Consider the following 23,536-nt stretch of genomic DNA (forward strand, 5'->3'; position numbering starts at 1 on the left):
GGAAGCGCCGGCGGTCTCACCATGATCGATCAGACTCCTTCACACGACAGAGCCCGCAAGAAACAGGCTCTGCCACAAAGTCTGACGCGCGACAATCACGTATCCGGAAGAAGGGGTAGTAGAGGCCGTGTGCCCGGATCGCCTCGCTCATGACACGACGATATGGGTTACCTGCAATTGGTGGATGGCTTCTTCTCCCGCTTGTGGCCCTCGTCCTCGGCTCGTGCCGCCACGTACTCGGTCCAGTCGCATCTGATGTAGGCGACCCAGCGGATCGCGGTGTGGCGTTGCATGCCGGTCAGGTCGGCGAGGAGGGGGCTGGGGAGATTGGTGGCGAGGGCAGAGTTGGGGGCCGCGCGGCACGAGATTCTGTGCCGGTTCAGCTTCTGTGTCATGGAGTGCGTCGAAATCGGCTTCCGCGGGACCAGACCCGCGAACAGCAGTGGTGGACCTGGAGTGGTCTGAGCGAACAGGGGTCGGGGGACGGACCATGGTTCGTCGGCCAGCTGCTGCAGCAGCCCGACCAGTCGTGGCGCCACCATCCGTACGCGCCCAGGACCTTTTTGCGGTTGCCCGCAAGTGCCGTCAGACCCTGAGCCTGATCACCGGCTTCGATCAGGCGCTCGGCCGCAGCGCGGGCTCGGGCGACCGTCTCGTCCGTTACGGCAGGGGACCAAGCGGGGACCACACGCGGTGCGCGGTAGTGAGCGATGGACGCATAACTAGGCGTAATGCGCGGGGGATTGGTCCCGAATGGCGGGGAAATTCCCTTGGCCTTCGCGACTGGGGGTCAGGGGGTCGCAGGTTCAAATCCTGTCGTCCCGACGGTGCACGAAGGGCCCGCTGGACTGGCATTTAGCCAGGCCAGCGGGCCCTTCGGCTTGTCGGCAGAGGTTTCCGTGTGATGAGGCGTTGGAGGCGGCGCTGGGTGGTCTGCGGGGAGCCGTGGACGGCGATCAACCGCAGGACGTGCAGGGGGACTCCGGTGTCCGCCGTCCAGGTCGGGCCGGTGTGTCTCAGGTCGTGTCGGTGCAGGTGTTCGTAGCCGAGGGTCTGGACGACGTCGTCCCGGTGGGTGGCGTCGCGCAGGACGGCGGTGGTGATCCGTCCCCCGTGGGGGCCGACGAAGACGCCGGCGTCGGAGTTGGTGGCAGGTTACCTCGGCCCCCGGTGACTGAAAATCTGTGATGGCCGGAGTAGACATTTGGTGGTGGCGTGGGTACGGTTTCTCTTGTACCCAGAGAGACAGAGGGCCCGGCAGAGACGAACTGCCGGGAGGCAGTACGCACATGACGCAGGTCGGTACGGTGGTGGAGTTCCAAAGCCAGGGATGTTGCCAGACGGGCGATGGGACTGACGACCGGACCGGGTGGCCCGCAGTGATCAGGGGCCGCCGTGAGAAGGACCGCAGCGGTAGTAGCGGTAAGTGCAGTGTGCGGTAACCAGCAGCGAAGTCAGTGAGCAGTACCTCGGTGAAGGCGTCGGCTGCGGGCGCGCGCACCGGGAGGTTCGGCAGTGGGGTTCCAAGCCAGAGAAGACGCAGGACGGGCGACGGGGCTGGCTGTCGAAGAGTGGTGCTGGTAGAGGCCATTAGCAGTACGAGAAGTGTGCAGTTCACGTTTGGCAAGCAGTTGATCCAGAGGGAAGAACGGAGGAGTTGAGCGCCATCGGGATCGCCCGGGCGGAGTGTTGAGTCCGGGTACCGCAGGACATCGATAGTGAGGTGGTCTCCGGTCAAGCAACCGCGATCCCCGCACCTGCCGCTCACCCTTTGGTGGCGGTGCGGACACAGTAGGCCGACGCAATAGCAGGTCGGCAGATGGTGTAGCAGTTCCTTCGGGGCCCCGGTGCCGGTATGGCACCGGGGCCCCTCCACGCGTTCCGCAGAGAGGTGCGATGACAGCAGGCGACACGAACGGGCGTCTCGATGACGACGACTACCCCGCGTACACCATGGGCCGGGCCGCCGAGCTACTCGGCACCACCCAGGGCTTCCTCCGCGCGATCGGCGAAGCCCGCCTGATCACTCCGCTGCGCTCCGCGGGCGGCCACCGGCGCTACTCCCGCTACCAACTGCGCATCGCGGCACGCGCCCGCGAGCTCGTCGACCAGGGCACCCCGGTGGAGGCGGCCTGCCGCATCGTGATCCTCGAAGACCAGCTCGAGGAAGCGCAGCGCATCAACGAACAACTACGCCGGTCCCAACCCGGCGACCGGGCCGACGTCTGACCGGTGTCCCTGACGCGAGGGAGCTTCTGCGGGTCGCGGAGGTGCTCCTCACATGTGTACATGATCGCCGAAGACGTTCAGCCGCCGGCTCCTGAGCGTGATCCCCGGCCTGGCGCCGACACGCCACCCGACGTCGTCCCGGACACCGCTGGTGCACCTTCCGCCGGCGGGCCCGGCCACCGGTCCTCTGCCGCGGATGGCGTGGTGGGCGTCGTGGTGGAGCGGGTGGTCGCCGGGCCGAAGCCGGGGACGCGTGGCTCGCTGCACGCGGGTGGTCGAATCCGATTTTGTGGTGTCCCGGCGATGGCCAATCCTTGGGCCTGCCAGGAGAGATGGTGATCGACCACGGGGGGCCCGCTGTGCTCGGGTGCTTGACCAAGCGTACGGAGAAAGATCGGCACTACTCACGAGAGCCGCAGGTCTTTTCCGGTACGGGTGTCCGGCTCAACGAGCCGTGTGTCGGGGCGGGCCGCGACCCTCGGATCGCGGAGGGGTCCGGACCGGGAAGACCGCCGTGTCCACGCTACGGAGCCACCGGACAGCGAGCCGACTGGGACGGGCCGGGAGTGGCCCGGCGTCAGTCGCAGGTGATGTTCTCCGCGTACAGACCCCTTGGGTTCTGCCCGATGTCGAAGTGGACCCTCTGGCCCTCGGTCAGCCCAGGAAGAGCGTCGTTGACGAGATTGGAGTAGTGCGCGAAGACGTCTTCACCGTCGCCCGACTGCTCGATGAATCCGTATCCTTTAGCTGAATTGAACCATTTCACAGTACCTGTGGCCATTCTGTAACTCCTGCTCGCTCGGCGTGCGGCAACAGATTCGCGAACTCCGCATCTTTGTGGAATTTTCTTGTCCGTGCACCGGTGAAAAGGAAGAACCAGTCGTCAATCACGCGGCTGGCGCGGCCCCACGGGCTGGTGGACGCGGGCATCTGCGGCGAGGCCGCCCGCAGCCCTCTTCCTCGGGCGTCGCCCGAGAGGCCCCTGGTATCTGCCCCGCCGACGGCTGGTGGGGCAGAGGGCTGAGCGTCCGCCCGCGACATGCGAGGGTCGGCGACCGCGGGCTGAGAGTCCGCCCGCGACATGCAAGGGTCGGCGACCGCTCGAATCGGAAGCCTGGCACGGCCGTTGGCCGGGTTGGCGCGGGCCGAGGAGTGACCTCCGCGCTTGGGACGAGGCGGAATCGGGCGCCTGCTGCTCGGAGCCAGGAGCCCGCCCGCCGGTGTGCCGCGAGTGCGGGTTCTCCCCGTGGGTCAGGCTGTCACGGGGATGCCGAGCAGTGACTGGGCTGTCCGGAGTGAACTGGAGGCGGTGGCGGGGACGTGGGGGGCGATGTTGCGGCAGGTGTAGCCGAGGCTGAGGAGGGCGCGGGTCATCTCGGCGGCGCTGAAGTCGCGGCGGTCCTGGCGGGTGATCACCTCTCCCACTTGCTTCACGGGGTAGTGGCGTCGGCCGATGATCACGTACTCGCCCGTGACGACCTCGGGTTTGATGCCCTTCATGGACGCTTGCACGCCGCTCTTGGTGAGGTCGAAGGGGAAGTGGGCGATGATGCAGCGCATGGGACCTCGCGGAGATGAGGGGGGATGGGGACAGGAGCCGGTTCGCCCTGGTGAGTGCGGTCCGGCGGCGTTCAGGCCGCCGGGCTGAGTGCGGTACGGCGGCCCTGGGTCTCCGTCGAGGCCGTGGTCGGACGGGCGGAGCGCCGGGCCGCGGCGGGGCGGCTGCGCCGGCCGCGCGCGGAGGCGGCGGACGTGCTGCGCCTGGTGCGGTCGGCGACTGGCTCGGTGATGGTGACGGGCACACCGGAAGGCGTGCGGGCTCCGGTGATGCGGTTCAACTCGGCTTCCCCGGACCGGATCTGGGTGGTCTGCGGGGTGATGCCTGCGGTGGTCATCAGACGGGTCATCTCGCGGCGCTGGTGAGGCAGGACCAGGGTGACGACGCGACCGGACTCACCGGCGCGGGCGGTGCGTCCACCGCGGTGCAGGTAGTCCTTGTGGTCGGCGGGCGGGTCGACGTTGACCACCAGGTCGAGGTCGTCGACATGGATGCCGCGGGCGGCCACGTTGGTGGCCACCAGCACCGTGACGTGCCCGGTCTTGAACTGCGCGAGGGTACGGGTGCGCTGCGGCTGCGACTTGCCGCCGTGCAGCGCCGCCGCCCGTACACCGCTCTTGAGCAGGTGCTCGGTGAGCTTGTCGACGGCGTGCTTGGTGTCGAGGAACATCAGCACCCGGCCGTCACGCGCGGCGATCTCGGTCGTCGTGGCGTGCTTGTCCGTGTTCTGCACGTGCAGAACGTGATGCTCCATGGTGGTGACCGCGCCGGCGGACGGGTCGACGGAGTGGACCACCGGGTCGTTGAGGTAGCGGCGCACCAGCAGGTCGATGTTGCGGTCCAGGGTGGCGGAGAACAGCATCCGCTGGCCGTCGGGGCGCACTTGGTCGAGCAGCGCGGTGACCTGCGGCATGAAGCCCATGTCGGCCATCTGGTCCGCTTCGTCCAGGACGGTGACGCCGACCTGGCCCAGTTGGCACGCGCCGCGGTCGATGAGGTCCTTGAGCCGTCCGGGCGTCGCCACGACGACTTCCGCTCCGCCGCGCAGCGCGCTGATCTGCCGGCCGATGGACATGCCGCCGACGACCGTGGTCATCCGCAGCCGCAGGGCGCGGGCGTACGGGGTGAGGGCGTCCGTGACCTGCTGGGCCAGTTCGCGGGTCGGAACCAGCACCAGGGCCAGCGGTTGCCGGGACTCGGCGCGCTGACCAGCGATACGGGCCAGCAGGGCCAGGCCGAAGGCGAGGGTCTTGCCGGAGCCGGTGCGCCCGCGGCCCAACACGTCACGTCCCGCGAGGGAGTTGGGCAGTGTCGCGGCCTGGATCGGGAAAGGCACGGCCATTCCCTGCGTGGCCAGCGACGTCAGCAGAGTGGCGGGCAGGTCGAGCTCGGCGAAGGTTTCCACCGGCGGCAGGGCCGGAGTGACGGAGACCGGCAGGGCGAACTCGCCCAGCGGGGCCGAGGGCCGCCGGCCGCCGTAGCCGCCGGAGCGGGAAGGGCCGCCGGAACGGCTCGGGGCCTGGCCGCCGCGGTATCCACCACGGCCGGAGCCGGAGCCGGAGCCGGAGCCGGAGCCGGAACCCGGGGAGCGGGTGCGGGAGTAGCGGTCGGTGGAGCGAACAGTGCGGTTCACGGAGAACCTTCCTCGATGCGGTGCGTCGAGGGATCCCCGGCGGCAGACGAGCCGCACAGGGAGCACAGGAACGAACCGATGAAAGTGAATGTACGAAGCGGGCCATCTGGAGCTCTCGACGAGCTGTCCGGTCGTTCCCGCGGGCACCAGCGGTACTCACACGTTGATGGCGGACCGAGGCTGGACTTCCGCGCTGCGGCAGAGGTGCTCCTCCGGGCGGCCGGGAAGGCGCGCGGGCTGCCATGGCGGCCGGGGGCGGGGGGAAAACCAAGTAGGCCGGGGCCCGCACCCCAAGGTGCGGGCCCCGGCCTACTGCTACGCGTGAGCGTCAGGCGGGAACGATGTTCTCGGCCTGCGGGCCCTTCTGGCCCTGCGTGACGTCGAACGAAACCTTCTGGCCCTCCTGCAGCTCGCGGAAGCCGGAAGCGGAGATGTTCGAGTAGTGGGCGAACACGTCAGCGCCGCCACCGTCCTGCTCGATGAAGCCGAAACCCTTTTCCGCGTTGAACCACTTCACGGTGCCAGTAGCCATGTCATATCTCCTTCGGGGCAGTGCCCGGAGCCCGCACTGTGCGGCCTCCGCGTCGCCGCGAGGTTGCCCCATCCGGAATGCACCGGAAATACAAAAGTGCTTCCACCGCTTACAGCAGTGAAGGCACTTGAAGTCTTTGGGAACCACAACTGCAACTGGGGAAACCATAGCATGCCGCCAGCGGTAATGCTGGATCTCCGATTACTGGCCGCTAAAGGCACGAAATGCTGCGGTCGGTCTGCTGGTATTTCTGTGCCGGCGGTGTCAGATATTCCACCTGGGCTTTGACAGGGTCGGCGGACAGGATGCCGGGGGAGGCGGTCACCGACCGGCCCCTCGCGCGCAGGCGGGCGACGCGTGCGGGGGCTGGCGAACTGCCCGGTCAGCGGCGGCCGGTGGCCAGGATGACGAGGAACTGGCCGCCGCCCGGCTCGATTTCGGCGGTCACCGGCAGCCCGGGAACCAGTCGGGAGAACCGGTCCACCAGCCAATCCGCGGCCTCCTGGGCGTCCCGCCGGGTCGGACAACGGCCCACCATCTCGCGGCCCCCCTTGCGCTCCAGTCTTCCGGCAACGGTAATCAGCGGCGCGGGTTCGACCACGTACAGGCGGTCCGGCCAAGCGATGACCACCTCGACCGCGCCCTTGCGGGTGTTGCAGCCGCGGTGCGCCAGTCGCTCGGCGACCTTGGCCTTCCGGTCGGCGGTCCGGCTGTCCACACTGGGCCCCCGCGGGTCGTTCACCGACATCTTGGGGTCGACCGGTTCGTCGCACACCCAGCACCGCCAGCCGTCGCGCTCGGCCACATCATCAAGGAGGCTCACCCGGGTAAGCTACCGCGCCCTGCCGGTACCCCGCGCACCTGGGCCGCGGCGGGCGAGGATCCAGCCGTCAGTCGGGCAAGGCGACTCTCCGTAGCCAGGAGACCGACGAAAACCCACCTGTAATCTCGCATCAGCCGCGATGTCAGGCTGCCAATAAACGACCGCGTTCATAGCCGGTCACACGGAGAATGTGAACGCAACAGGCATTGAGCCGTACGCGCGTATCGCTAGTGCATCCCGGTCGGTCTGGAATTCCCGGGCGCTGCCGGAGGCGTCATGACGGTCGGCGCGCACCCTCCGTTTCCTCCGCCTGCCATCCCTCCTCCACCACGTCCCCGAGCCGCCATCCCGAGACCGCCCCCGACCACCCGTCAGCCGGACCATCCGCAGGCCACACCCTGTCCCCCTGCTCCGCTGGGGGACAGGGCAGGTGCATCGCCTGACTCGCCGCAGGTTCGGGCGCTCGACCCATTACCACATCCGAGCCGGTACCACCTTGCGGCATCCGGGGCGTGGGATCTTCCGTTGCTGATCTTCCGGTCACGCTCGCTCTGCGCGACGAAGAGGCCATCCGTCGGGAACTGGAAGCTTTCCCAGCCGCCTTAAGTCCGCGAGTTCTGTGGCGGGGGCTGGATTCGTAGTCACCTGTTTGACCGGTCCGGCAGGCGTGGGCACGCGGGGAGCCGCCTACTGGGGATGGGTGCGTGGTGCCGGGCCCGCTTTACGAGTCGGCTTCCGGGACCCGCGGAGATCTGTTCGCACGAAGGGATGTTCCTGTGCCAAGTCAACTCACGCGTGGCAAGCGGCTTGCACTGTGCGCTGCCGTAGGAGCGGTTGTGGCGGCGGGGGGTGTGGCTGCTCTGGGCTACGGTACGGCCGCAGCGGTTCCGCAGGCAGCGGCGCGGCACACCGCATCGCTGAACCCCTGCACAGCCCAGGACCATCTGCTCACCATCGCCGTTACCACGGATGCCAAGAACGTCGCTGTCGGCGACCGCCTGTGGGACAGTCATGCCCGCTTCGTCAGGAGCACTCATCAGTCCTTCCTGGTCGCCTACGGCCTCGCGAAGGGTCCGGAGCGGGCCGACCCGCTGGACCCGGCCTCGGCGCTGACGGGTCGGACGGTGTACGTCCTCAACGAGTGCTACCGGACCAGCGCCGACATCAGCAGGCACTGGAAGATCACCTCCACGCGGTGGCCCGAGTTCCAGGCTGTCCTCGACTGGATGCACACTCCGGGCACGCAGGTGGTGACCCTGCACGACGGGCAGGTCAGAAACTCCCTCTGGTAGCCCGCTGCCCGGCGCCAGTCGGGCGGGAACTCCCTCTGGTAGTCCGCGGCCCGGCGCCAGTCGGGCGGGCAGGGCTGGTCGGCGCGGTGCCTGACTCTAGCTGTCGGCAGTCGACGGCCGGTTCGTCCACGTCAGCGATGCTGGGGTCTTCGGGCGGCGCCCGCTCCGGCGTCTCGCGGCCTTCGGCCGTGGCGGCGCGCAGCCCTGGGGGCGGATTTCCTGAGGCTGCGGGAGAAGGGCCGGCCGCGCGGTGTGGGCGGAGCGGCCAGCGACTGCAGGCCGGTGAGGCGCAGCCGGGCCCCTGGGACTGTTATCTCCTGGGCGGCGAGGACGAGGGTCGGGCGGTCAAGATCCGGTTCCGACCAACCACCGGGACCGGCCGGGCTGGACCGAAGCGATACGCGCCTACTACTGGCTCGTGCCCTTCACCGATGACCCGGACCTAGCAGACCAGGCAGAGCGCTGCCGGACCGTCCTCACCGGTCTGGGGCTTCGACGCCATCGACCGCACCGGCTCTCGGCCGCATCGGACTGGCCCACGACGTCACCGAACGCCAACTCGCCCGTCTCGTTGACCTGGCCGGACACCACCTGCCGTCGGCGGCTACCGTGCACGCCATCCCCATGACAGGCTCCCGCGGCGCCGTCCGATACAGCCTCGCACCTTGGACCCCCGTCCGTCGGCTCCACTCCCACCTCGACACAGCGACTCGCGCCGCGGGGCTGTCCGGCCTACACCCCACCCCGACGCTGCGCCCCCACATCGGCATCGCCTACTCCAACCGAGTACAGCCCGCCGCTGCATGGAGTTCCACGCGGGCACGGCGGGCACGGACAGTGCCCACTACGTCCAGCCCCTTGGCGCTGGACCGAGTCTCGCGACCGCCCTGAACAACGCATTGCGTGCGGGGCGTTGGAACACGGCGGCGATGTTCGACTGTCAGATGCCGCCAGGTGAGGCAGACCGGAGAAGGGACGTCTTGTGAGGTGCGGGCCCAGGTTGCCAGGGAGCAAGCGGGGTCCACAGGCGGTGCGCGGTAGTGAGCGATGGAGGACTTCGCGATTTGGTGATCAAGGAGTCGCAGGTTCACATCCTGTCGTCCCGACGGTGCACGAAGGGCCCGCCGACCAGGTCAGCGCAACTTCACCCGGGACCAAGATCGTCTCAACCGGCGGTGAGCCCGCGCGGCCCGGGGCTGCCGGTGAACTACCAGCGCAATAAGGTGAGTTGAGCCTCCGGGCAGTACCCTGTGGTGCTTTGCGGCGACCACAGGGAGATCACGATGCACTACCGGAATCCCCGTTTCGAGCACTGGCCGGTCTACGAGGACATCACCGACACCTACTACCGGCACGGCCGCTTCTTCTACGGCGAGGACCGGGACGGCCACCTGCGGGTGGGGCGCGTCGTGGCCTTCTACCGGTACCTGCATCCCATCAACACCTCTGCCGTAGAGCCGGTCGTGCGCTTCGTCGGCACCGGCGGGGTGGAGGGCGAGCCCGAGTACGTCTCACTGGGTGAGGTGACCGAGCGCTGGTGGATCGGCCGGACCGCCGAGGACGTCGAACAGGCGTGGCGGGCGGCATCCACGACCGGGGAGTGGCCGCAGCCGCAGACCGGCGGGCCGGGACAGCACCCCGCGGCACCCTTCTACGTCGATCCGGCGCACTACCTGCTGTACTACGCGGCCCGTGACGACGACCGGTCCTACCTCGGCCGGGTCGTCGGGTGGGATCCGCCGCTGGATCCCAATGAGCTTCCCACGCCGATCGTGCGCCTCTACCAGCCGGACGGCAGCCTGGACGAGGAGGGCCAGTACGAGGGGCTGAACCTGCCGGTCGGCGGTTACGTCGCCGGGACGCTGGATGCAGCCCGGGACTACCTCGACAAGTAGCGCTAACGGGTGCCACATGCCCTGCCGCGCGAGGGGAGGCGCGGCGGGGCGCTGTCGAGCCGCTGTTCGCGGGAAATGCCTGGGCCCGCCGCCATTCGGTGGAGCGCGCCCAGTCGTCGCGATGCGGAATCTCCACGCCCACGGTCGAGTCCACGGCCGATCCGCGCGCACGGCGCGGGTGGCTCACTCGGCGCGTTGTCCGACCCGGAGGACGCTCAGATAGCGGCGTGCTGCTCGGTCGCCCATCCGCGTGCGGACGCGCTCGGCTACCGCGTCGAGCAGGGGCTCACGGATGTCGCGGTCGAGCCTCCGGTACAGCGACAACGAGCGGAGGTGATCGGCAAAGCCGTCTCCGTCGAACCATTGCACGGTCGGGTACCAGCGCACGATCGGGGGGCCGAACAGTCCTCCGGGATCGTCGACCAGGCCCCAGCCCTGGTCGGTGGCGCGCACCTCGTCCTCCAGGGGAGGACGACGCCAGTCGGGGTTCCCGGGGCAGAGCTGCTCGTGGAGATCGGCGGTCTCGGCGTAGAGCTCCTGCTCTCCCGGCCGGCGGACAACGACGTGGCCGAGCACCGCCATCCAGCCTCCGGGACGGAGCACGTCGTGCGCCCGTTGCCAGCCGATCGACGGGTCGACCCAGTGCCACGACGACGCGGCCACGAGAGCGTCGAAGCGTCGGCCGCGATCGTCCCACTCCTCGAACGTCGACGTCTCGACGTCGACGTTGCCGAAGGACGCGATCCGTTGGCGAGCGAGCGCGGCCATCTCCGCGCCCGGCTCGACGGCGGTCACTGAGCAGCCGAGTGCTGCCAGCGAGCGCGTCGCCTGACCGGTGCCGCAGCCCACTTCCAGCACCGACGACCTGTCGTCCGTGCCGGTGACGGCGACAAGGTCCGCGAACAGTTCGTCGGGGTAGCCCGGCCGGACCCGGTCGTAGAGCTCCGGCACGTCGTTGAACACCCGGCCGAGGTCGCGCGGATTCGGGCGCATCTCCGGAGTATCGGTCATGGGCGTACAAGCTATGAGGTTCGTCCACGGGGACGCCACTGGTTTAACGGCGGCTCCTCGACAGCAGCCGTGTCGGTCCTCTCTGTCTGCCCTGCGCGACGACCCCGCAGCGGGTCGCGGCGGTGGGGGACAGGTGGAAGGCCGGGGCGAGGTGCGGCGGGTCGGCGCCGACGGCCAGAGCTTCCCGGAGTGACGCGGCGCATCAAGGGTCAGGCGTGTCGTGCTTGTAGGCATTTGCGCATTTCGCGATGCTTGACGCGACATTGGTCGGCATCGTGTGGAGGCGTTTCATGGGTTCATCACGTGGTGTCAGCCGGCGTGCGCTGCTGGCGTCGGCCCCGGCGCTGGCGACGGGGGCGCTGCTCGCGCCCCGGGCCGCAGCCGCGCCCGCGCCGTTCCCGCAGCCGCCGGTCATCCGCTCCAAGGGCGGCGTCCTGTCGACCTCTCTGCGGGTCGCGTTCACCCGCGGCGTGCTGCCCGGCGTCGGCAACGTCAACCTCCGGCTCTACAACGGGCATGTGAACGGGCCGACACTTCGGCTGCGCCCGGGCGACGTGCTCGACCTGGAGCACGTCAACGACCTGCCGCCCAACCCCGACCAGACCTCCCACGCCGACCACAACGTCCCGCACAAGTTCAACTCGATCAATGTTCACACTCATGGCCTGCACGTCTCGCCGACGGGGAACGCGGACAACGTCTTCCGCGAGTTCACCCCCTACGACCCGCGCAACGGCCTGAACACGCGCAGCTACCGCAGCCGGATCGAGATTCCCGCGGACCACGAGGGCGGCACGTTCTGGTACCACCCCCACGTACACGGAGCAGCCGCCGTCCAGTTGTCCAGCGGGCTGATGGGCGCCCTGATCGTCGAGGGGGCCATCGACCAGGTCCCGCAGGTGGCCGCCGCGAGCGACCTGGTGATGTGCGTCGGCGAACTGAAGCTCGCCCGGGGCCAGGTACCCGACCTGCACGCCGAGGACGATCTCAGCTCGGTTCCCTCGACCTTCGTGGTGAACGGGAACTACCGGCCGCAGGTGCGACTGCGCGTGGGCGAGGTACAGCGCTGGCGCCTGGTCAACGCCTCCGCGTTCACCGTCCTGCCGATCGAGGTGGAGGGGCACACCCTGCACCAGATCGCCATGGACGGCATCGCCTTCACCCGGCCCGTGGAGCGCGAGCGCGTCACCCTGGCCATGGGCAACCGCGCGGACGTCATGATCCGCGCACAGCGCCCGGGCAACTACCGGATCATGGCCGGGGACACCCTGCTGGCCACCATGACCGTGCAGTCGGGACCCGGCGTACGGATGGACCTGCCCACCGAGCTGCCCGGCCCCGCGCCGTTCATCGACCCGGCCGAGGTGACCCGGCGCCGGGCCCTGACCTTCCACAGCGACATGGACGCCTTCCCCGGGCAGGCGTTCACCCACGCCTTCCGCATCACCGGTGACGGCGCGACCCCCGCCACCCGCGACGCGGCTGACCCGTCGGATCCGACCTACGGGCGATTCGACCCCTCCTACGTCAACCACACGCTGCGGCTCGGCGACACCGAGGAATGGACGCTCACCAACGACTCCGCCAGCCACGCCAATCACCCCTTCCACCTGCACACCAACCACTTCCTGGTCACCGCCGTCGACGGCCGCGCACTCGACACACCCGTCTGGCAGGACACCGTCGCCATCAACAAGTCCGGCTCGGTGACCCTCCGCGTCCGCTTCAAGGACTTTCCCGGGCGGGCCCTGGTGCACTGCCATCACCTCCAGCACGAAGACCGCGGCATGATGCAACTCATCGAATACGTCTCCTGACCAGGGCGGGGACCAAGTCTGTCGCTCGACGCCCGGCCGGCCCTCCTCGGTCGTCCCTGCCCCGGAGACCGACCGTCGAGCCGCTCTTCACCGCAGGCCAGCGGACCGAGGGCGATCCGGAGGCCCTGACCGTGCTGGACGCCGGCTACGCCGCCCGTCGGTGCCCGCCACCAGGTGGTCGGGGCAGCGGGCAGCGGCGAGGACCGCGTCGTGCTGCCGTCCAGGGAGCTGGGGCAGACCCCCGGGACGCGGGATCCTCCACGGGCGGGCGGTGCTCGCTCTTCCACTGTTCGTACGCCTGCCTGCCCGCGTCAGTCATCTGATGGGAGCCGCTACCGGGTTGGCGTCCGGTGATCTGGTTGTCGGCCTGGAGCCAGGGCCAGGGCGGCGGGGTGTCCGGTGACGGTGCCGTTGTCATGGGCGGCGACGACCGGCGGAGTCGCAGTGGTTGGTGGTGCACGGCGTCGGGCGCGTATGCGGGTGAGGGGGCGAGGGCGCGGCGGCGGGTACCGATTTAGTGACCAACTGCGCGCCCTGACCGAGGCGATGACCGGCGCTGAGGACGACGACACCGCAGCCGCCCTGACCGACCAGGCTGTCCAGGGCATCCTGTCGGCCCTGGCCGGGTGCCTCCAGGCAGCCCACCGGCAGGCGCTCGCCCCCCAGTGCCCGACCAGGATCCGCGACTGCCTGCCCGGCAGGCAGTCGACGGTTCGTCGGGCACCGGCTACAACCCCGACGTTGGCGGCGGCGTGAACTACGCCAACGCCAGCCCCGCAGGGAGATAATGCCGCCCGCCCGAACGTGCGCCTCCGGGGCCGGACCCCCGTGTCCGGCCCCGTGTTTCTGCCGGGCGGCGCCTTCCTCAACTGACGGCGTCAACCTCTGCCCGGCTATGCACCGACGTTGTGAGGACTTCCGGACCACGGCACATCAGCCCTATCCCGCAGACACCGCTTGGACCTTCCGCAGCCTCGACATCCCGCATGAAGGCAGCGTTCCCCTCTCCTTGCGCCGAGAGACCAACGGCGATCGCGGCGGCTCACGATGAGGGTGCGCCCGCCTGTTCAGGAGCGGGCCAGAAGTCGACGGTCCATTCCTCGGTGACGTCGGCGGGTGGACGGGTGGGCATGTCGCCGGTGTGGGACTTGCTGGGGTTTCCGCGTCGGTATGCCTTGATCTCGTACGGTCCGGTGGGTACCGGGATGCTGTCACCGGTGCTCCCTCCGAGGAGGTGCCTGACGGAGATGGTTCCGGTCGGGAATTGGACGGTGAAGGTGGGGGATTCGTCCCAGGTGCCTTCCGGCGGCTGTGGCGGAGAGTCCCAGTGGCGGAGCCGGACGAGGGGGTAGAAGTCGTTTCCGTCGGACATGAGGATGATGCCGTGGCGTCCGGCCTGGGCCCGGTCAGTCCCGTTCGCGGAGGGTGCGTCGCTGCCCGGTTGCGGGCACTCCGCGTCCGATACGACGACTGACCGGTACTGGACGAGAGGCCGTGTGTCGACGCTGGCTCGGGGTGTGTTCGTCATGAGTGGCGGTTGTCCTCGGCGGTGTTCCGGCGTATGCGCGGGCGGCCGGGCCGGCGCCGGGCCCCTGCGCCTTCGGTGTGGTCGTGGACGGTCAGCTCATCGAGGCCATTGCGTTCGAGCCGCCGTCCCCATGACGGTTGACGGCCCGTCAACGCGATGGCCAGAGGCATCGTATCCGCCGGGGGAGAAGAGGGGCTGGCCGTCGAGGGATCAGCGGCCGGTCCGAGGCCGTCCATCCACCGCCGCCGTAGACGGTTCGGGTCCCGATCGCGCCTGCGGTGTGGCCCTTGTTCGTGAGGTCGCCGACGCTGACGAGGGGGCGGTACGGCAGGGCGGGGTCGGGGACGGCCAGCAGATGCTTCGGGGTGACCCGGGGCACCGATCGTTCCGCAGCCCCTGCCCGGATAGACGTACACCTGATCGCTGGCTACCGCGAATAATGGGCGCTGGAACACGTTAGATCCGCCAGTATTCTTCACCCGGTCGTGCGCGGCCCGCCCGCGGCTGTCTCGGGCCCTGGCTGCGACGGGCGCCGCGCCGTGCTGGCCACGCAGCCACCACTCAGCACGCAGGGGTGGGCCGTCCGCCCACGGCCGACCTGCAGAACCGATCCGCTGGCCGGTGCGGCCGGGCGTCTGCGGCCTCGGCGCCGAGCGCCAGCAGGAACGGCAGATCCCGCCCCGCACTGACCGCCTTGCCAGTCGGCACCTTTCTGCTCCTTACGGATGCCCAGTGCGCCATGGCGGCGGCTTGACGAGATTCTCCCTAGTGAGATCGCACCTCTCACCGCCGAATACGTCCTGTCTCGCGCTGCCAGCCCAGCAGATTCATTCACGCCGCAGGCCGCGTAGGATGAGATAGGCCAGCGTTCCGGCGGCAGCGAGCGTAACGATTCCCATGCAGATGAATGCCGCTCCGCCTGCGCCCTTCTCGTTACTCCCCTGGATGATAAGAAATGCGGCGGCGATGAACGTGATGATGATGAAGATCACCATTCTCCGCGCCATATTCGGACCTGATTCACCCATTCCAAACCTCTCCTGTGCGGTGTATATCGAACGGTCTACCATGGATTAATCTGACGGCATCAGGTGAACCGAGTTCGAGTGTCGCGGTTAGCTCGCAGGGTGCAGTTACCGCCGACGAAACGATGGGGGGTTCTGGGCGGCGGCCCATCTGGTAGTTGTGGTCGTATCGTTCCCATTCCAGTTTCTGGTACCGACTTCAGGACGGGGGGCGGCCGCGTACGAGCACGGAGCACGCTAGTGTTCACGTTTCTTGGCAGAGGTCGCCGAAGACATTCCGATGACCACGACCATGACACCGAGCGTGCAAAGGAGCTGCTCCCAACGCGCCCAGGACGTCGTCCAAATGAGAATCATGGCCATGGTGATCACTAGCGCAAGCACAAACCAGATAGCGAATCCGACGACACGGTTCCTGCTGATCGGGACTCTCCTCTCGGTGCTGCTCGGTGCTGCTCGGTGCTGCTCGGTGCTGCTCGGTGCTTCCTGCCGACAGGAAGCACCGAGCAGGTGATGCCTTAGAAAGTGGGCAGGAACGGAGCGAGTAGGCCGCGGCGACGCCGGCCTCAAGGTAGCCCTCGGGATTGAGTCCGAGGGAAGCGGCTGTTCCTCCACTACAGCTCCTGTCCACGGGCCAGCAGTGACCGAACCGGCCAGGACGGTGGTGGGGTCGTGGTCGATGTAGGCGGTGCAGGCGTGGAGTTGACCTGTTCGATGACGGGCTGGCCGTTGCCGTTGGGGCGGCCGTTGTCCCGGTGGCGGTGGTGCGGTTGCCGCGTATGTCGTAGCCGTAGCTGTACGTGGTCCCACCCCCCCGAAGTCGCCACTGACGTCAGCCGGTTGCCCGGGTCGTATGCGTAGGTCGTCGTTTTCCCCGAGAGGTCGTCCTTAGACCACTGGAGCAGGTACTTGCTGGCGGGGGCGGTGTTGCCGTAGAGCGTGGACTGCGCGGCGCCGGTCGGCGAGGTCGTCTTCGTCAGCGACTCGCTGTTGTTGGCGATGAACTCGTTCGTCATGGACCGGACGTTGCTGCCCGCGTCGGTCGCCTTCAGCACGTGTGCTGTGTCGTCGGTGGTCAGGTCGTAGGTGGTGTGCGGGCTGGGGTGGATTTGGCCCAGGCGCGTACGGCGGTGGTGTCCGGTCCGTCGGAGCCGGGCGAAGGGGGGCGGCGACGCCGCCTCGTGCTCGGGGGGCGGGGCGTTTCGACTTCGGCGCCGTCGACCAGAATGGTTTGACCCGGTTGGTGGGCTTGGCGTCTCTCGTGATCGTCGGTGGTACGGGGGGCGGAAGGGGCGTCGCTTCGTGGGGGAGCGGAGCGGCGGCGCCTCGGGGGATCACCCGGCTGCCTCTCACCCGTATGGCTTAGAGTTCCGCGAGGATCGCTTGATCCCGTTGAGAGAGGATTCCCTGTGGCTGGCAAAGACATCGCTAAGCGCTTGATCGGTCTGCTGTCCGTCCGGGGTGAGGATCTGGCCGCCGAGTGGGCCGACAAGGTGACCGGTTCGCTCGGCGGACGAGTGAGCCGTTCCGAGGTCGAGCGGGAGCTCCGGGAGATCTACGCCGCGCTGCTGGCCGCGCTCGGCAGCGGGAGCGTGGACGGGCACGACGAGGCGTTCGGCGAGGTACGTGCGCTGCTGACCGAACTGTCGCGGAACCGGGCCATGCAGGGCTTCGCTCCCACCGAGACCGCCGTGAGCGTGTTCGCGCTCAGGGAGGTCCTGGCGCCGGCGCTGGAGGGCGAGGACAGCGACCCGCAGGCGTACCTGCAGTTCGCCGCGCTGCTGGACACGCTCGGGCTGTTCACCATCGAGGTCTACACCCGTACCCGCGAAGGGCTGATCGCGGCGCAGGCGGAGCAGTTGCTGGAGCTGTCCACCCCGGTCGTGAAGCTGTGGGACGGCGTGGTCGGCGTCCCCCTGGTCGGAACCCTGGACTCGGCGCGCACCATGGTGGTCATGGAGAAGATGCTCCAGGCACTGATCGACACCGGGTCGGAGCAGGCGATCATCGACATCACCGGTGTGCCCGCCGTGGACACCGAGGTCGCCCAGCATCTGCTGAAGACCGTCGTGGCGGCCCGGCTCATGGGCGCCGAGTGCACGATCTCCGGCATCCGCCCGCAGATCGCCCAGACCATCGTGGCGCTGGGCATCGACTTCGGTGACATCGTCACCAAGGCCACGCTGGCTGACGCCCTGCGGCACGCGCTGCGCCGTTCCGGAGTCACGGTCTCCCGTACGGCGCCGCAGGCCGGTGGCCGATGAGCGAGCAGGTACCCGTCCTGCGGATCGGGCAGGTACTTCTGGTCTCGATCCAGACCGACCTCGACGACCAGGCCGTGATGCGACTCCAGGACGACCTCGCCGCCGCGGTGGTGGACACCGGCGCGCACGGGGCGATCATCGACATCACCGCCGTGGAGATCGTCGACTCGTTCGTCGGCCGCATGCTGGCCACCATCGCCAACCTCGCCCGGCTGCTGGACGCCCAGACCGTCGTGGTGGGCATGCGCCCCGCCGTCGCGATCACCCTGGTCGAACTCGGCCTCTCGCTCGGCAACGTACGGACCGCGCTCACCTTGGACAAGGGCCTGCGCATGCTCGAACACGACCGCGTCGGGCACGGCTTCGAAAGCACCGTGCCGGACGCCGCGGCTGACGCATGAACGGCGCCTCCCGTACCCCGGAGGTACTGGAGATCACCGCCACCACCCAGGTCGTACAGGCCCGCCAGTTGGTGCGCGCGCTGGCACAGGAATGCCGGTTCTCCCTGGTGGAGCAGACCAAGCTGATCACCGCGGCCAGTGAACTGGCCCGCAACACCCTCATCCACGGCGGCGGGGGCACCATGACCGCACTGCTGGTGGAGCAGCACGGACGGCGCGGCGTGCGGCTCGTCTTCACCGACGACGGACCGGGCATCGCCGACATCGACCTGGCGATGACCGACGGCTGGACCTCGGACAGCGGAATGGGCCTGGGACTGCCCGGTTCCAAGCGGCTGGTCGACGACTTCGTACTGGAGACGACACCCGGCGAAGGCACCACCGTCACCATCACCAAGTGGGTCCGATGACGACCCCCGGTTCCCCCGGGCTGGCCGACTGCGAGGACGTGGCCTGGTTCCGCGACCGGCTCGACGCCGCCCGTGGCGCGGCGGCGGCGCTCGGCCGCCGGATCGGCCTGGGCGATCAGCGCACCGCCGAGTTGGTCCTGGCCGTCTCGGAACTGGCGGCCAACATCACCAAGCACGCCGTCGACGGCTCCCTGCTGCTGCGGGTGCTGCGCAGCCACGCCGAGTCCGCGGGGAACGTGGTGGCAGGTGTGGAGGTGATCGCTGTCGACAGCGGTCCCGGCATGGCCGACGTCTCCGCCGCCCTGCGGGACGGGATGTCGACCGCGGGCACGCTGGGCATCGGCCTGGGCGCCGTACAGCGTCTCGCCGACACCTTCGACATCCACTCCCAACCGGGCGTCGGCACTGTCCAGTTGGCCCGCTTCTGGCCGCGCTCCGCGGCGCCCGCCACGGCCGGGGAACCCGCCGTCGGAGGCATCACCCGCCCGATCAGCGGCGAACAGTCCTGCGGCGACGCGTGGGCCGCGCGTATGGACGCGCGGACAACGGCGCCGCGCGGCCAAGCGCCGACAGCCCCTGACCAGGCCGCCGGCGCACCGCCCAGTTGGTCGGACCTGACCAGCCCCCGTCCCACCGCGGTCAGCGCCGCGGACGCCGGCCTCCGGGCCGGTCCGTGGCCGAGTTCGGGCGGCCGTCCGGCGTCGGCACACCGAAGCGGCCGTCCGGCGTCGGCACACGGAGGCGGCCGTCCTGCGCCCCTGCACGGGGGCGGCCGTCCCGCGTCGGCACACGGGGGCGGACGTCCTGCGCCCGTGCGGGGCGCCGTGCCAGGGCCCGGCGAGGGCCTGCTCGTCATGTCCTGCGACGGACTGGGCCACGGCCCGCTGGCCGCACTGGCCGCACAGGCGGCCGTCCAGGCGTTCCGCACCGGATCCGGTCATACGCCCGAGCAGGTGATGGAAGAAGTGCACCGCGCGCTACGCGGCACCCGCGGCGCCGCCGTGGCCGTCGCCCGTCTCGAGCCCGACGGGCGGGTGCTGTTCTGCGGCGTCGGAAACATCACCGCGGTCCTGCTCACCCGGACCACCCGCACCACGTTGCTGTCCCACCCCGGCATCGTCGGCCACCAGACGCACCAACTGCGCACCCATGAATACCGGATGCCCGCACAGGGGGCGCTGGTGATGCACTCCGACGGGCTCAGCGAACGCTGGAAAGGCGCCGATCTGGCCGGGATGCTGCACCATCCGCCCGCGGTGATCGCCACGGGGCTGCTGCGCCTGGCCGCGACCCGCCGTGACGACGCCAGCGCAGTGATCGCCAAAGCGGCCCAGTGAGCCCGCCCGTGTCCGACCGCCTCAGCCCGACCCCGCTGCTGGTCACCCCCATCAGGACCGAGCGGGACGTGTTCGCGCTGCGCCGCCACGCCAAGACCATCACCGAGGCGGTCGGCCTGGACAGCCGCGACCAGGTACGTCTGGCCACCGCGGTGAGCGAACTGGGCCGGGACCTGCTCCGCCCCGCGGTGAGCGAACCGGGCCGGGACCTGCTCCGCCCGGCGCCGATGACCGCGGTCTTCAGCATGCGGCAGGAACCGCCCGTTCTCCTCACCGTGTTGCAGTGGGGCGACGACCGCGCCCCCAGCCGCGAGTCGCTGACGGCCGTCACCCGGCTGCTGCCCCAGACGCGTTACGAGACCGCCCCCGCCGCTCCCGCGCGGCCCCCGTCGGGCCCCGGCCGCGTCGAGATCGCCTGCCCGATCCCCGAACTCGCCGCCCGCGACCTGCGGATTGAGCAGGTCCGCTCGCTCCTCGCGTCCGCGAGCCCGGCCAGCGCGATCGACGACCTCCAGGCCCAGACCCGCGACCTGATCGCCTCACTCCAGGAAGCGCACGCCCAGCGCGACGAACTCGAACGGCTCAACGACGAACTGACCGAGACCAACGCCGGCGTCATGGCCATGTACGCGGAACTCTCCGTCGAGCACAAAGACGTCGTCGAGCGCTACAGCCAGGAACACGAGCTCGCCCTGGCTCTGCAGAGTACGTTCCTGCCCGCCACCCTCCCACAGGTCCCCGGCGCCGAACTCGCCGTGCGCTACCTGCCCTCCGCCACCACGGCCGAGATCGGCGGTGACTTCTACGAAGCCGTCGACACCTCCCGAGGGCTCCTCCTGGCAGTCGGTGACGTGGTCGGCCATTCCCTGCAAGCCGCCATGGTCATGGGCGAACTCCGCCACGCACTGCGCGCCTACGCCGCCCAGGACCACCCCCCGCACGTACTGCTGGAGCAGCTCGATCGGCTCCTGGGTCTTCATCGGCCCGGATGGACCGCCACCGTCTGCATCGCGCTGGTCGAGCCCGGCAACGCCTGCCTGCGTATCGCCAACGCGGGCCATCTCCCGCCGCTGCTCCTCCACCCCGACGGCACCTATCGCTACCTGACCGAACACGGCCCGCTGCTGGGCCTGGGCCTGCCCCATCCCCCCGCCACCGCGCACCCCGTCGAACCCGGCAGCCGACTCCTCATGATCACCGACGGGCTCATCGAGACCCGCGACAGCATCCTGGACAAACGCCTCGAACTCCTCGCCGCCACCGCCGCGGCCGGCCCCCAAGAACCCGACGCCCTGTGCTCGGAGCTCCTCGACACCTTCGGCGCCGAGCCCGACGACGACATCATCGTCTTCACCACCCGCCTCACCCCGCCCCCAGCGGAGGGGTGAGTGTCGCCGTCGGCCGTGGTCCTGCCCGGGGCCGGGCCGGGCCGTGCCGCCGGGTGAGACCCGCCGAACCTCCGGCGATCGACGGTGTCGACGGCCCCTGCCGCCGACTTCGGCGATGACGTGGGGGGGCCGTACAGGGTTGCCAGCACCCGGCATCGTGGTCCGTTGCTCCGTCCTGTCATCATGACCACGGCGCGGGAGCGGCGGCGTCGTGGTCCGCATGAGGGCATCCGCGCCATGTGCCTTCCACCGGTGCTGTGCCGCCTCGCTCCGATGTGCGCGAGCATGCCGGGCGCAAGAGCGCTCGCCTGAGACAGGAGCCGTAATGGCACTGAAGATACGCACACCGAAGACTGCCGCCGTGGCGCTCGCCGTCACCGTGGCCGCGGTCTCGTTGGGCACCGCCCTTCCCTCGGCCGCCGCCGGGTACACCGCGTCGGCGGGACCGTGGAGCGCGGCCGTCGCCCTGACCGGAGCGGACGGCCAGCAGTCTCTCATCGATGTCCAGGTGGCCGGTGACGGCGCCGCGTTCGCGCTGTGGCGGGACAAGGCCGCCGGGGCCACCGGTTGGGACTTCCGGACCGCCGTACGGCCTGCCGGAACCACGACATGGAGTGCGCCGCACACCCTGGCGACCGGGCGTGCCGAGAATTCCGCGGCCGTCCTTGCCGTGAGCGCCGACGGACGGGCCGTGGTGTCCTGGCTGGACGGCAGTGGCGCGGACGGTTCGCTGGTCGCCCTGGCCGCGGGCTGGAACCCGGCCACGGCGGCCTGGTCCGCCCCGGCCACCCTCGCCGCCTGGGACGGCCTGGACATGTCCACGCCCCGCCTGGCCGCGGCGGCCGACGGCACCTTCACCGCCGTATGGGACCAGGGCGACGGGTACCGTAACTACGATGTGAGAACCGCCGCCCTCGCCCCCGGCGACCAGGCGTGGTCCGCACCCCGGACGCTGGCTTCCACCACGACCGGATCCCTCTGGAGCATCGACCTCGCGGTGGCCCCCGGCGGCGCCGCCACCGCGGTCTGGGATGAACTCAACCGTTTCACCGGCGAGCACACGGTCTCCACCGCCACCCGCACCTCGGCCCGGTCCAGTTGGAGCGGTGCCTCCGTGCTGCCCGGCACCGACGCCACGTCAAGCGACGTACAGGTGGCGATGGACGCCAAGAACGCCTCCACCGTGCTGTGGCGCAACGGCGCCAACGACCTCAAATCCGCCACCCGCACCGCTCCTTCGGGTAGTTGGAGCGCAGCTCAGACCGCCGTTTCCGCCATCAACTACAGCGACGGAAGCGAACCGTTGGCCGCGCCCAACGGTGACGTCACCTACGTGTGGACGGGCTGGAGCCCCACCGCCGGTGTCCCCATTGTGCAGACCGTGACCCGTACCGCGAGCACCGGGACCTGGTCGGCGCCGAAGACGCTGTCCACCGGCTACGTGAACTGGCGGGTGGACGCCTCCATCGGCGCTGACGGAACCGTGCAGGTCGTGTGGCCGCAGGTGCCGAGCATCGACAACGGCAACGACCACTACCTCGAGTGGGCGGTGCGCGCCGACGGCACCTGGAGCCAGGCCACCGCTTTGAACAGCACACCTGTCGTCGACGTCCCCAACACCGACGCCCTCGCAGGCGAGGTGGCTGCCGGACCGGACGGCCGGGCCACGGTGCTGTGGCGCAAGGCCGAGTACGTCGGCAGCGGCGGCTACACCTCCCAGGTGTGGTCCGAGGCGCAGACCCTGTTGATGGTCAAGCCACAGATCACCACCAACGCCGCGGTGAGCGGAACGGCCCGAACCGGCTCCACCCTCACCTGCTCCGCCGCCTGGAACGGCACCAACGCCAAGGCCGCCTTGGCCTGGCTGCGCGACGGCGCGGTCATCTCCGGTGCCACCGCCAAGACCCGCGTCCTCACCTCTGCCGACTACGCCCACAAGGTGTCCTGCCGGGTCACGGTCAGCAACGGCGCGGGCTCCGTCGCTTCCACCTCGCCCGCGCGGAAGGTCGAGGTCGGCCCCGCGCTGAAGACCACCACCGCGCCGTCGATCTCCGGCTCCGTCAAGGTCGGTCACAAGCTGACGGCTGCCCGCGGCACCTGGTCGCCGTCCGCCACTTCCTACACGTACCAGTGGAAGCGCAACGGCAAGACCATCAAGGGTGCGACCAAGTCCGCCTACGCCCCGGTGAAGGCCGACCGCGGCCGGAAGATCACGGTCACGATCACGGCCCACCGCAACGGCTGGACCAACGGCGCGGCCACCACAAAGCCCGTCACCGTGCGCTGACCCGACGCGGGCCGGTACCACCGGCCCGCGTCCGCCGGTCCGGAGCCCGGTCGACTCAGAGGCGGTGGGCCAACCCCGAGTCGGCATGTTCAGGTGGGCGAACGCC

21 protein-coding genes are annotated in these 23,536 nt (G+C 69.6%); 11 read left to right on the forward strand and 10 right to left on the reverse strand.

Annotation, left to right across the window (positions count from 1 at the left end):
* Window positions 1–167: 167 nt before the first annotated feature.
* Window positions 168–395: a hypothetical protein gene (locus ACFY9V_RS24805; RefSeq protein WP_391162947.1), complete on the reverse strand. Its 228-nt coding sequence runs from the start codon at window positions 393–395 to the stop codon at window positions 168–170.
* Window positions 396–1,896: 1,501 nt separating this feature from the next.
* On the opposite strand from ACFY9V_RS24805, the gene ACFY9V_RS24810 reads away from it, so the two are divergent.
* Window positions 1,897–2,229, forward strand: a complete 333-nt coding sequence (locus tag ACFY9V_RS24810) for a MerR family transcriptional regulator (protein ID WP_391162948.1) — start codon at window positions 1,897–1,899, stop codon at window positions 2,227–2,229.
* Between the two features lie 577 nt (window positions 2,230–2,806).
* Here the strand turns inward: ACFY9V_RS24810 and ACFY9V_RS24815 are convergent.
* The 5 genes from ACFY9V_RS24815 to ACFY9V_RS24835 all read right to left on the reverse strand — a co-directional run bounded on the left by ACFY9V_RS24815 (window position 2,807) and on the right by ACFY9V_RS24835 (window position 6,775).
* A complete protein-coding gene (locus ACFY9V_RS24815) occupies window positions 2,807–3,010 on the reverse strand; it encodes a cold-shock protein (RefSeq protein WP_355342726.1) in 204 nt (67 codons plus the stop codon).
* Window positions 3,011–3,480: 470 nt separating this feature from the next.
* Window positions 3,481–3,789: an SCO5918 family protein gene (locus ACFY9V_RS24820; protein ID WP_391162950.1), complete on the reverse strand. Its 309-nt coding sequence runs from the start codon at window positions 3,787–3,789 to the stop codon at window positions 3,481–3,483.
* 71 nt (window positions 3,790–3,860) lie between these two features.
* A complete protein-coding gene (locus ACFY9V_RS24825; protein WP_391162951.1) occupies window positions 3,861–5,420 on the reverse strand; it encodes a DEAD/DEAH box helicase in 1,560 nt (519 codons plus the stop codon).
* 328 nt (window positions 5,421–5,748) lie between these two features.
* The gene (locus tag ACFY9V_RS24830) at window positions 5,749–5,952 is read right to left on the reverse strand and encodes a cold-shock protein (RefSeq protein ID WP_311297653.1); all 204 of its coding nucleotides are present in this window, start codon (window positions 5,950–5,952) and stop codon (window positions 5,749–5,751) included.
* A gap of 382 nt (window positions 5,953–6,334) precedes the next feature.
* Window positions 6,335–6,775 carry a hypothetical protein gene (locus tag ACFY9V_RS24835; protein WP_391162952.1) on the reverse strand — a complete coding sequence of 147 codons (441 nt, stop codon included), beginning with the start codon at window positions 6,773–6,775 and terminating at the stop codon, window positions 6,335–6,337.
* Between the two features lie 851 nt (window positions 6,776–7,626).
* Between ACFY9V_RS24835 and ACFY9V_RS24840 the strand changes: the two genes are divergently transcribed.
* On the forward strand, window positions 7,627–8,067 hold the full coding sequence (locus ACFY9V_RS24840; RefSeq protein ID WP_391162953.1) for a hypothetical protein: 441 nt from the start codon (window positions 7,627–7,629) through the stop codon (window positions 8,065–8,067).
* A gap of 1,283 nt (window positions 8,068–9,350) precedes the next feature.
* Window positions 9,351–9,962, forward strand: coding sequence for a hypothetical protein (locus ACFY9V_RS24845; protein ID WP_391162954.1), 612 nt, complete (start codon window positions 9,351–9,353; stop codon window positions 9,960–9,962).
* A 183-nt stretch (window positions 9,963–10,145) separates the two neighbouring features.
* Here ACFY9V_RS24845 and ACFY9V_RS24850 read toward each other — a convergent pair whose 3' ends face one another.
* A complete protein-coding gene (locus ACFY9V_RS24850) occupies window positions 10,146–10,973 on the reverse strand; it encodes a methyltransferase domain-containing protein (protein ID WP_391162955.1) in 828 nt (275 codons plus the stop codon).
* A gap of 290 nt (window positions 10,974–11,263) precedes the next feature.
* Here ACFY9V_RS24850 and ACFY9V_RS24855 point away from each other — a divergent pair, with 290 nt between their 5' ends.
* Together ACFY9V_RS24855 and ACFY9V_RS24860 are read left to right on the forward strand one after the other, a co-directional pair.
* Entirely contained in the window at window positions 11,264–12,790 is a 1,527-nt protein-coding gene (locus ACFY9V_RS24855) for a multicopper oxidase domain-containing protein (RefSeq protein WP_391046185.1), read from the forward strand.
* Between the two features lie 546 nt (window positions 12,791–13,336).
* Window positions 13,337–13,546 carry a hypothetical protein gene (locus ACFY9V_RS24860; RefSeq protein ID WP_391162956.1) on the forward strand — a complete coding sequence of 70 codons (210 nt, stop codon included), beginning with the start codon at window positions 13,337–13,339 and terminating at the stop codon, window positions 13,544–13,546.
* A gap of 286 nt (window positions 13,547–13,832) precedes the next feature.
* Here the strand turns inward: ACFY9V_RS24860 and ACFY9V_RS24865 are convergent, their stop codons facing one another.
* From ACFY9V_RS24865 to ACFY9V_RS24875, 3 genes are all read right to left on the reverse strand, one after another.
* Window positions 13,833–14,162, reverse strand: a complete 330-nt coding sequence (locus ACFY9V_RS24865) for a hypothetical protein (RefSeq protein ID WP_391162957.1) — start codon at window positions 14,160–14,162, stop codon at window positions 13,833–13,835.
* Window positions 14,163–15,145: 983 nt separating this feature from the next.
* Window positions 15,146–15,313, reverse strand: coding sequence for a hypothetical protein (locus tag ACFY9V_RS24870; RefSeq protein ID WP_391162959.1), 168 nt, complete (start codon window positions 15,311–15,313; stop codon window positions 15,146–15,148).
* Between the two features lie 644 nt (window positions 15,314–15,957).
* Complete coding sequence (locus ACFY9V_RS24875) at window positions 15,958–16,398, reverse strand: hypothetical protein (protein WP_391162960.1); 441 nt, start codon at window positions 16,396–16,398, stop codon at window positions 15,958–15,960.
* 354 nt (window positions 16,399–16,752) lie between these two features.
* Here ACFY9V_RS24875 and ACFY9V_RS24880 point away from each other — a divergent pair, with 354 nt between their 5' ends.
* From ACFY9V_RS24880 to ACFY9V_RS24905, 6 genes are all read left to right on the forward strand, one after another.
* The gene (locus ACFY9V_RS24880; protein WP_355342695.1) at window positions 16,753–17,607 is read left to right on the forward strand and encodes an STAS domain-containing protein; all 855 of its coding nucleotides are present in this window, start codon (window positions 16,753–16,755) and stop codon (window positions 17,605–17,607) included.
* Window positions 17,604–18,008, forward strand: coding sequence for an STAS domain-containing protein (locus ACFY9V_RS24885; RefSeq protein ID WP_355342692.1), 405 nt, complete (start codon window positions 17,604–17,606; stop codon window positions 18,006–18,008). The genes ACFY9V_RS24880 and ACFY9V_RS24885 overlap by 4 nt, the downstream gene beginning before the upstream one ends.
* Window positions 18,005–18,418: an anti-sigma regulatory factor gene (locus ACFY9V_RS24890; protein WP_355342689.1), complete on the forward strand. Its 414-nt coding sequence runs from the start codon at window positions 18,005–18,007 to the stop codon at window positions 18,416–18,418. Before ACFY9V_RS24885 ends, ACFY9V_RS24890 begins: the two co-directional genes overlap by 4 nt.
* Window positions 18,415–19,755, forward strand: coding sequence for a SpoIIE family protein phosphatase (locus ACFY9V_RS24895; protein WP_391162961.1), 1,341 nt, complete (start codon window positions 18,415–18,417; stop codon window positions 19,753–19,755). The genes ACFY9V_RS24890 and ACFY9V_RS24895 overlap by 4 nt, the downstream gene beginning before the upstream one ends.
* Window positions 19,756–19,763: 8 nt before the next feature.
* Window positions 19,764–21,143, forward strand: coding sequence for a SpoIIE family protein phosphatase (locus tag ACFY9V_RS24900; protein WP_355342683.1), 1,380 nt, complete (start codon window positions 19,764–19,766; stop codon window positions 21,141–21,143).
* Window positions 21,144–21,468: 325 nt separating this feature from the next.
* Entirely contained in the window at window positions 21,469–23,430 is a 1,962-nt protein-coding gene (locus ACFY9V_RS24905) for a hypothetical protein (RefSeq protein ID WP_391162962.1), read from the forward strand.
* Window positions 23,431–23,536 lie beyond the last annotated feature (106 nt).

The sequence above is a fragment of the Streptomyces sp. NPDC008317 genome, assembly GCF_042955955.1.
GTDB lineage: Bacteria > Actinomycetota > Actinomycetes > Streptomycetales > Streptomycetaceae > Actinacidiphila.

What these genes read in the sequence shown, in the direction of transcription:
- ACFY9V_RS24845 (WP_391162954.1), top strand. Translation starts at nt 9,351, where the DNA reads ATGCACTACCGGAATCCCCGTTTCGAGCACTGGCCGGTCTACGAGGAC.
- ACFY9V_RS24830 (WP_311297653.1), bottom strand. Translation starts at nt 5,952, where the DNA reads ATGGCTACTGGCACCGTGAAGTGGTTCAACGCGGAAAAGGGTTTCGGC.
- ACFY9V_RS24820 (WP_391162950.1), bottom strand. Translation starts at nt 3,789, where the DNA reads ATGCGCTGCATCATCGCCCACTTCCCCTTCGACCTCACCAAGAGCGGC.
- ACFY9V_RS24805 (WP_391162947.1), bottom strand. Translation starts at nt 395, where the DNA reads ATGACACAGAAGCTGAACCGGCACAGAATCTCGTGCCGCGCGGCCCCC.
- ACFY9V_RS24810 (WP_391162948.1), top strand. Translation starts at nt 1,897, where the DNA reads ATGACAGCAGGCGACACGAACGGGCGTCTCGATGACGACGACTACCCC.
- ACFY9V_RS24905 (WP_391162962.1), top strand. Translation starts at nt 21,469, where the DNA reads ATGGCACTGAAGATACGCACACCGAAGACTGCCGCCGTGGCGCTCGCC.
- ACFY9V_RS24895 (WP_391162961.1), top strand. Translation starts at nt 18,415, where the DNA reads ATGACGACCCCCGGTTCCCCCGGGCTGGCCGACTGCGAGGACGTGGCC.
- ACFY9V_RS24885 (WP_355342692.1), top strand. Translation starts at nt 17,604, where the DNA reads ATGAGCGAGCAGGTACCCGTCCTGCGGATCGGGCAGGTACTTCTGGTC.
- ACFY9V_RS24855 (WP_391046185.1), top strand. Translation starts at nt 11,264, where the DNA reads ATGGGTTCATCACGTGGTGTCAGCCGGCGTGCGCTGCTGGCGTCGGCC.
- ACFY9V_RS24890 (WP_355342689.1), top strand. Translation starts at nt 18,005, where the DNA reads ATGAACGGCGCCTCCCGTACCCCGGAGGTACTGGAGATCACCGCCACC.
- ACFY9V_RS24850 (WP_391162955.1), bottom strand. Translation starts at nt 10,973, where the DNA reads ATGACCGATACTCCGGAGATGCGCCCGAATCCGCGCGACCTCGGCCGG.
- ACFY9V_RS24870 (WP_391162959.1), bottom strand. Translation starts at nt 15,313, where the DNA reads ATGGTGATCTTCATCATCATCACGTTCATCGCCGCCGCATTTCTTATC.
- ACFY9V_RS24860 (WP_391162956.1), top strand. Translation starts at nt 13,337, where the DNA reads ATGACCGGCGCTGAGGACGACGACACCGCAGCCGCCCTGACCGACCAG.
- ACFY9V_RS24815 (WP_355342726.1), bottom strand. Translation starts at nt 3,010, where the DNA reads ATGGCCACAGGTACTGTGAAATGGTTCAATTCAGCTAAAGGATACGGA.
- ACFY9V_RS24865 (WP_391162957.1), bottom strand. Translation starts at nt 14,162, where the DNA reads ATGTCCGACGGAAACGACTTCTACCCCCTCGTCCGGCTCCGCCACTGG.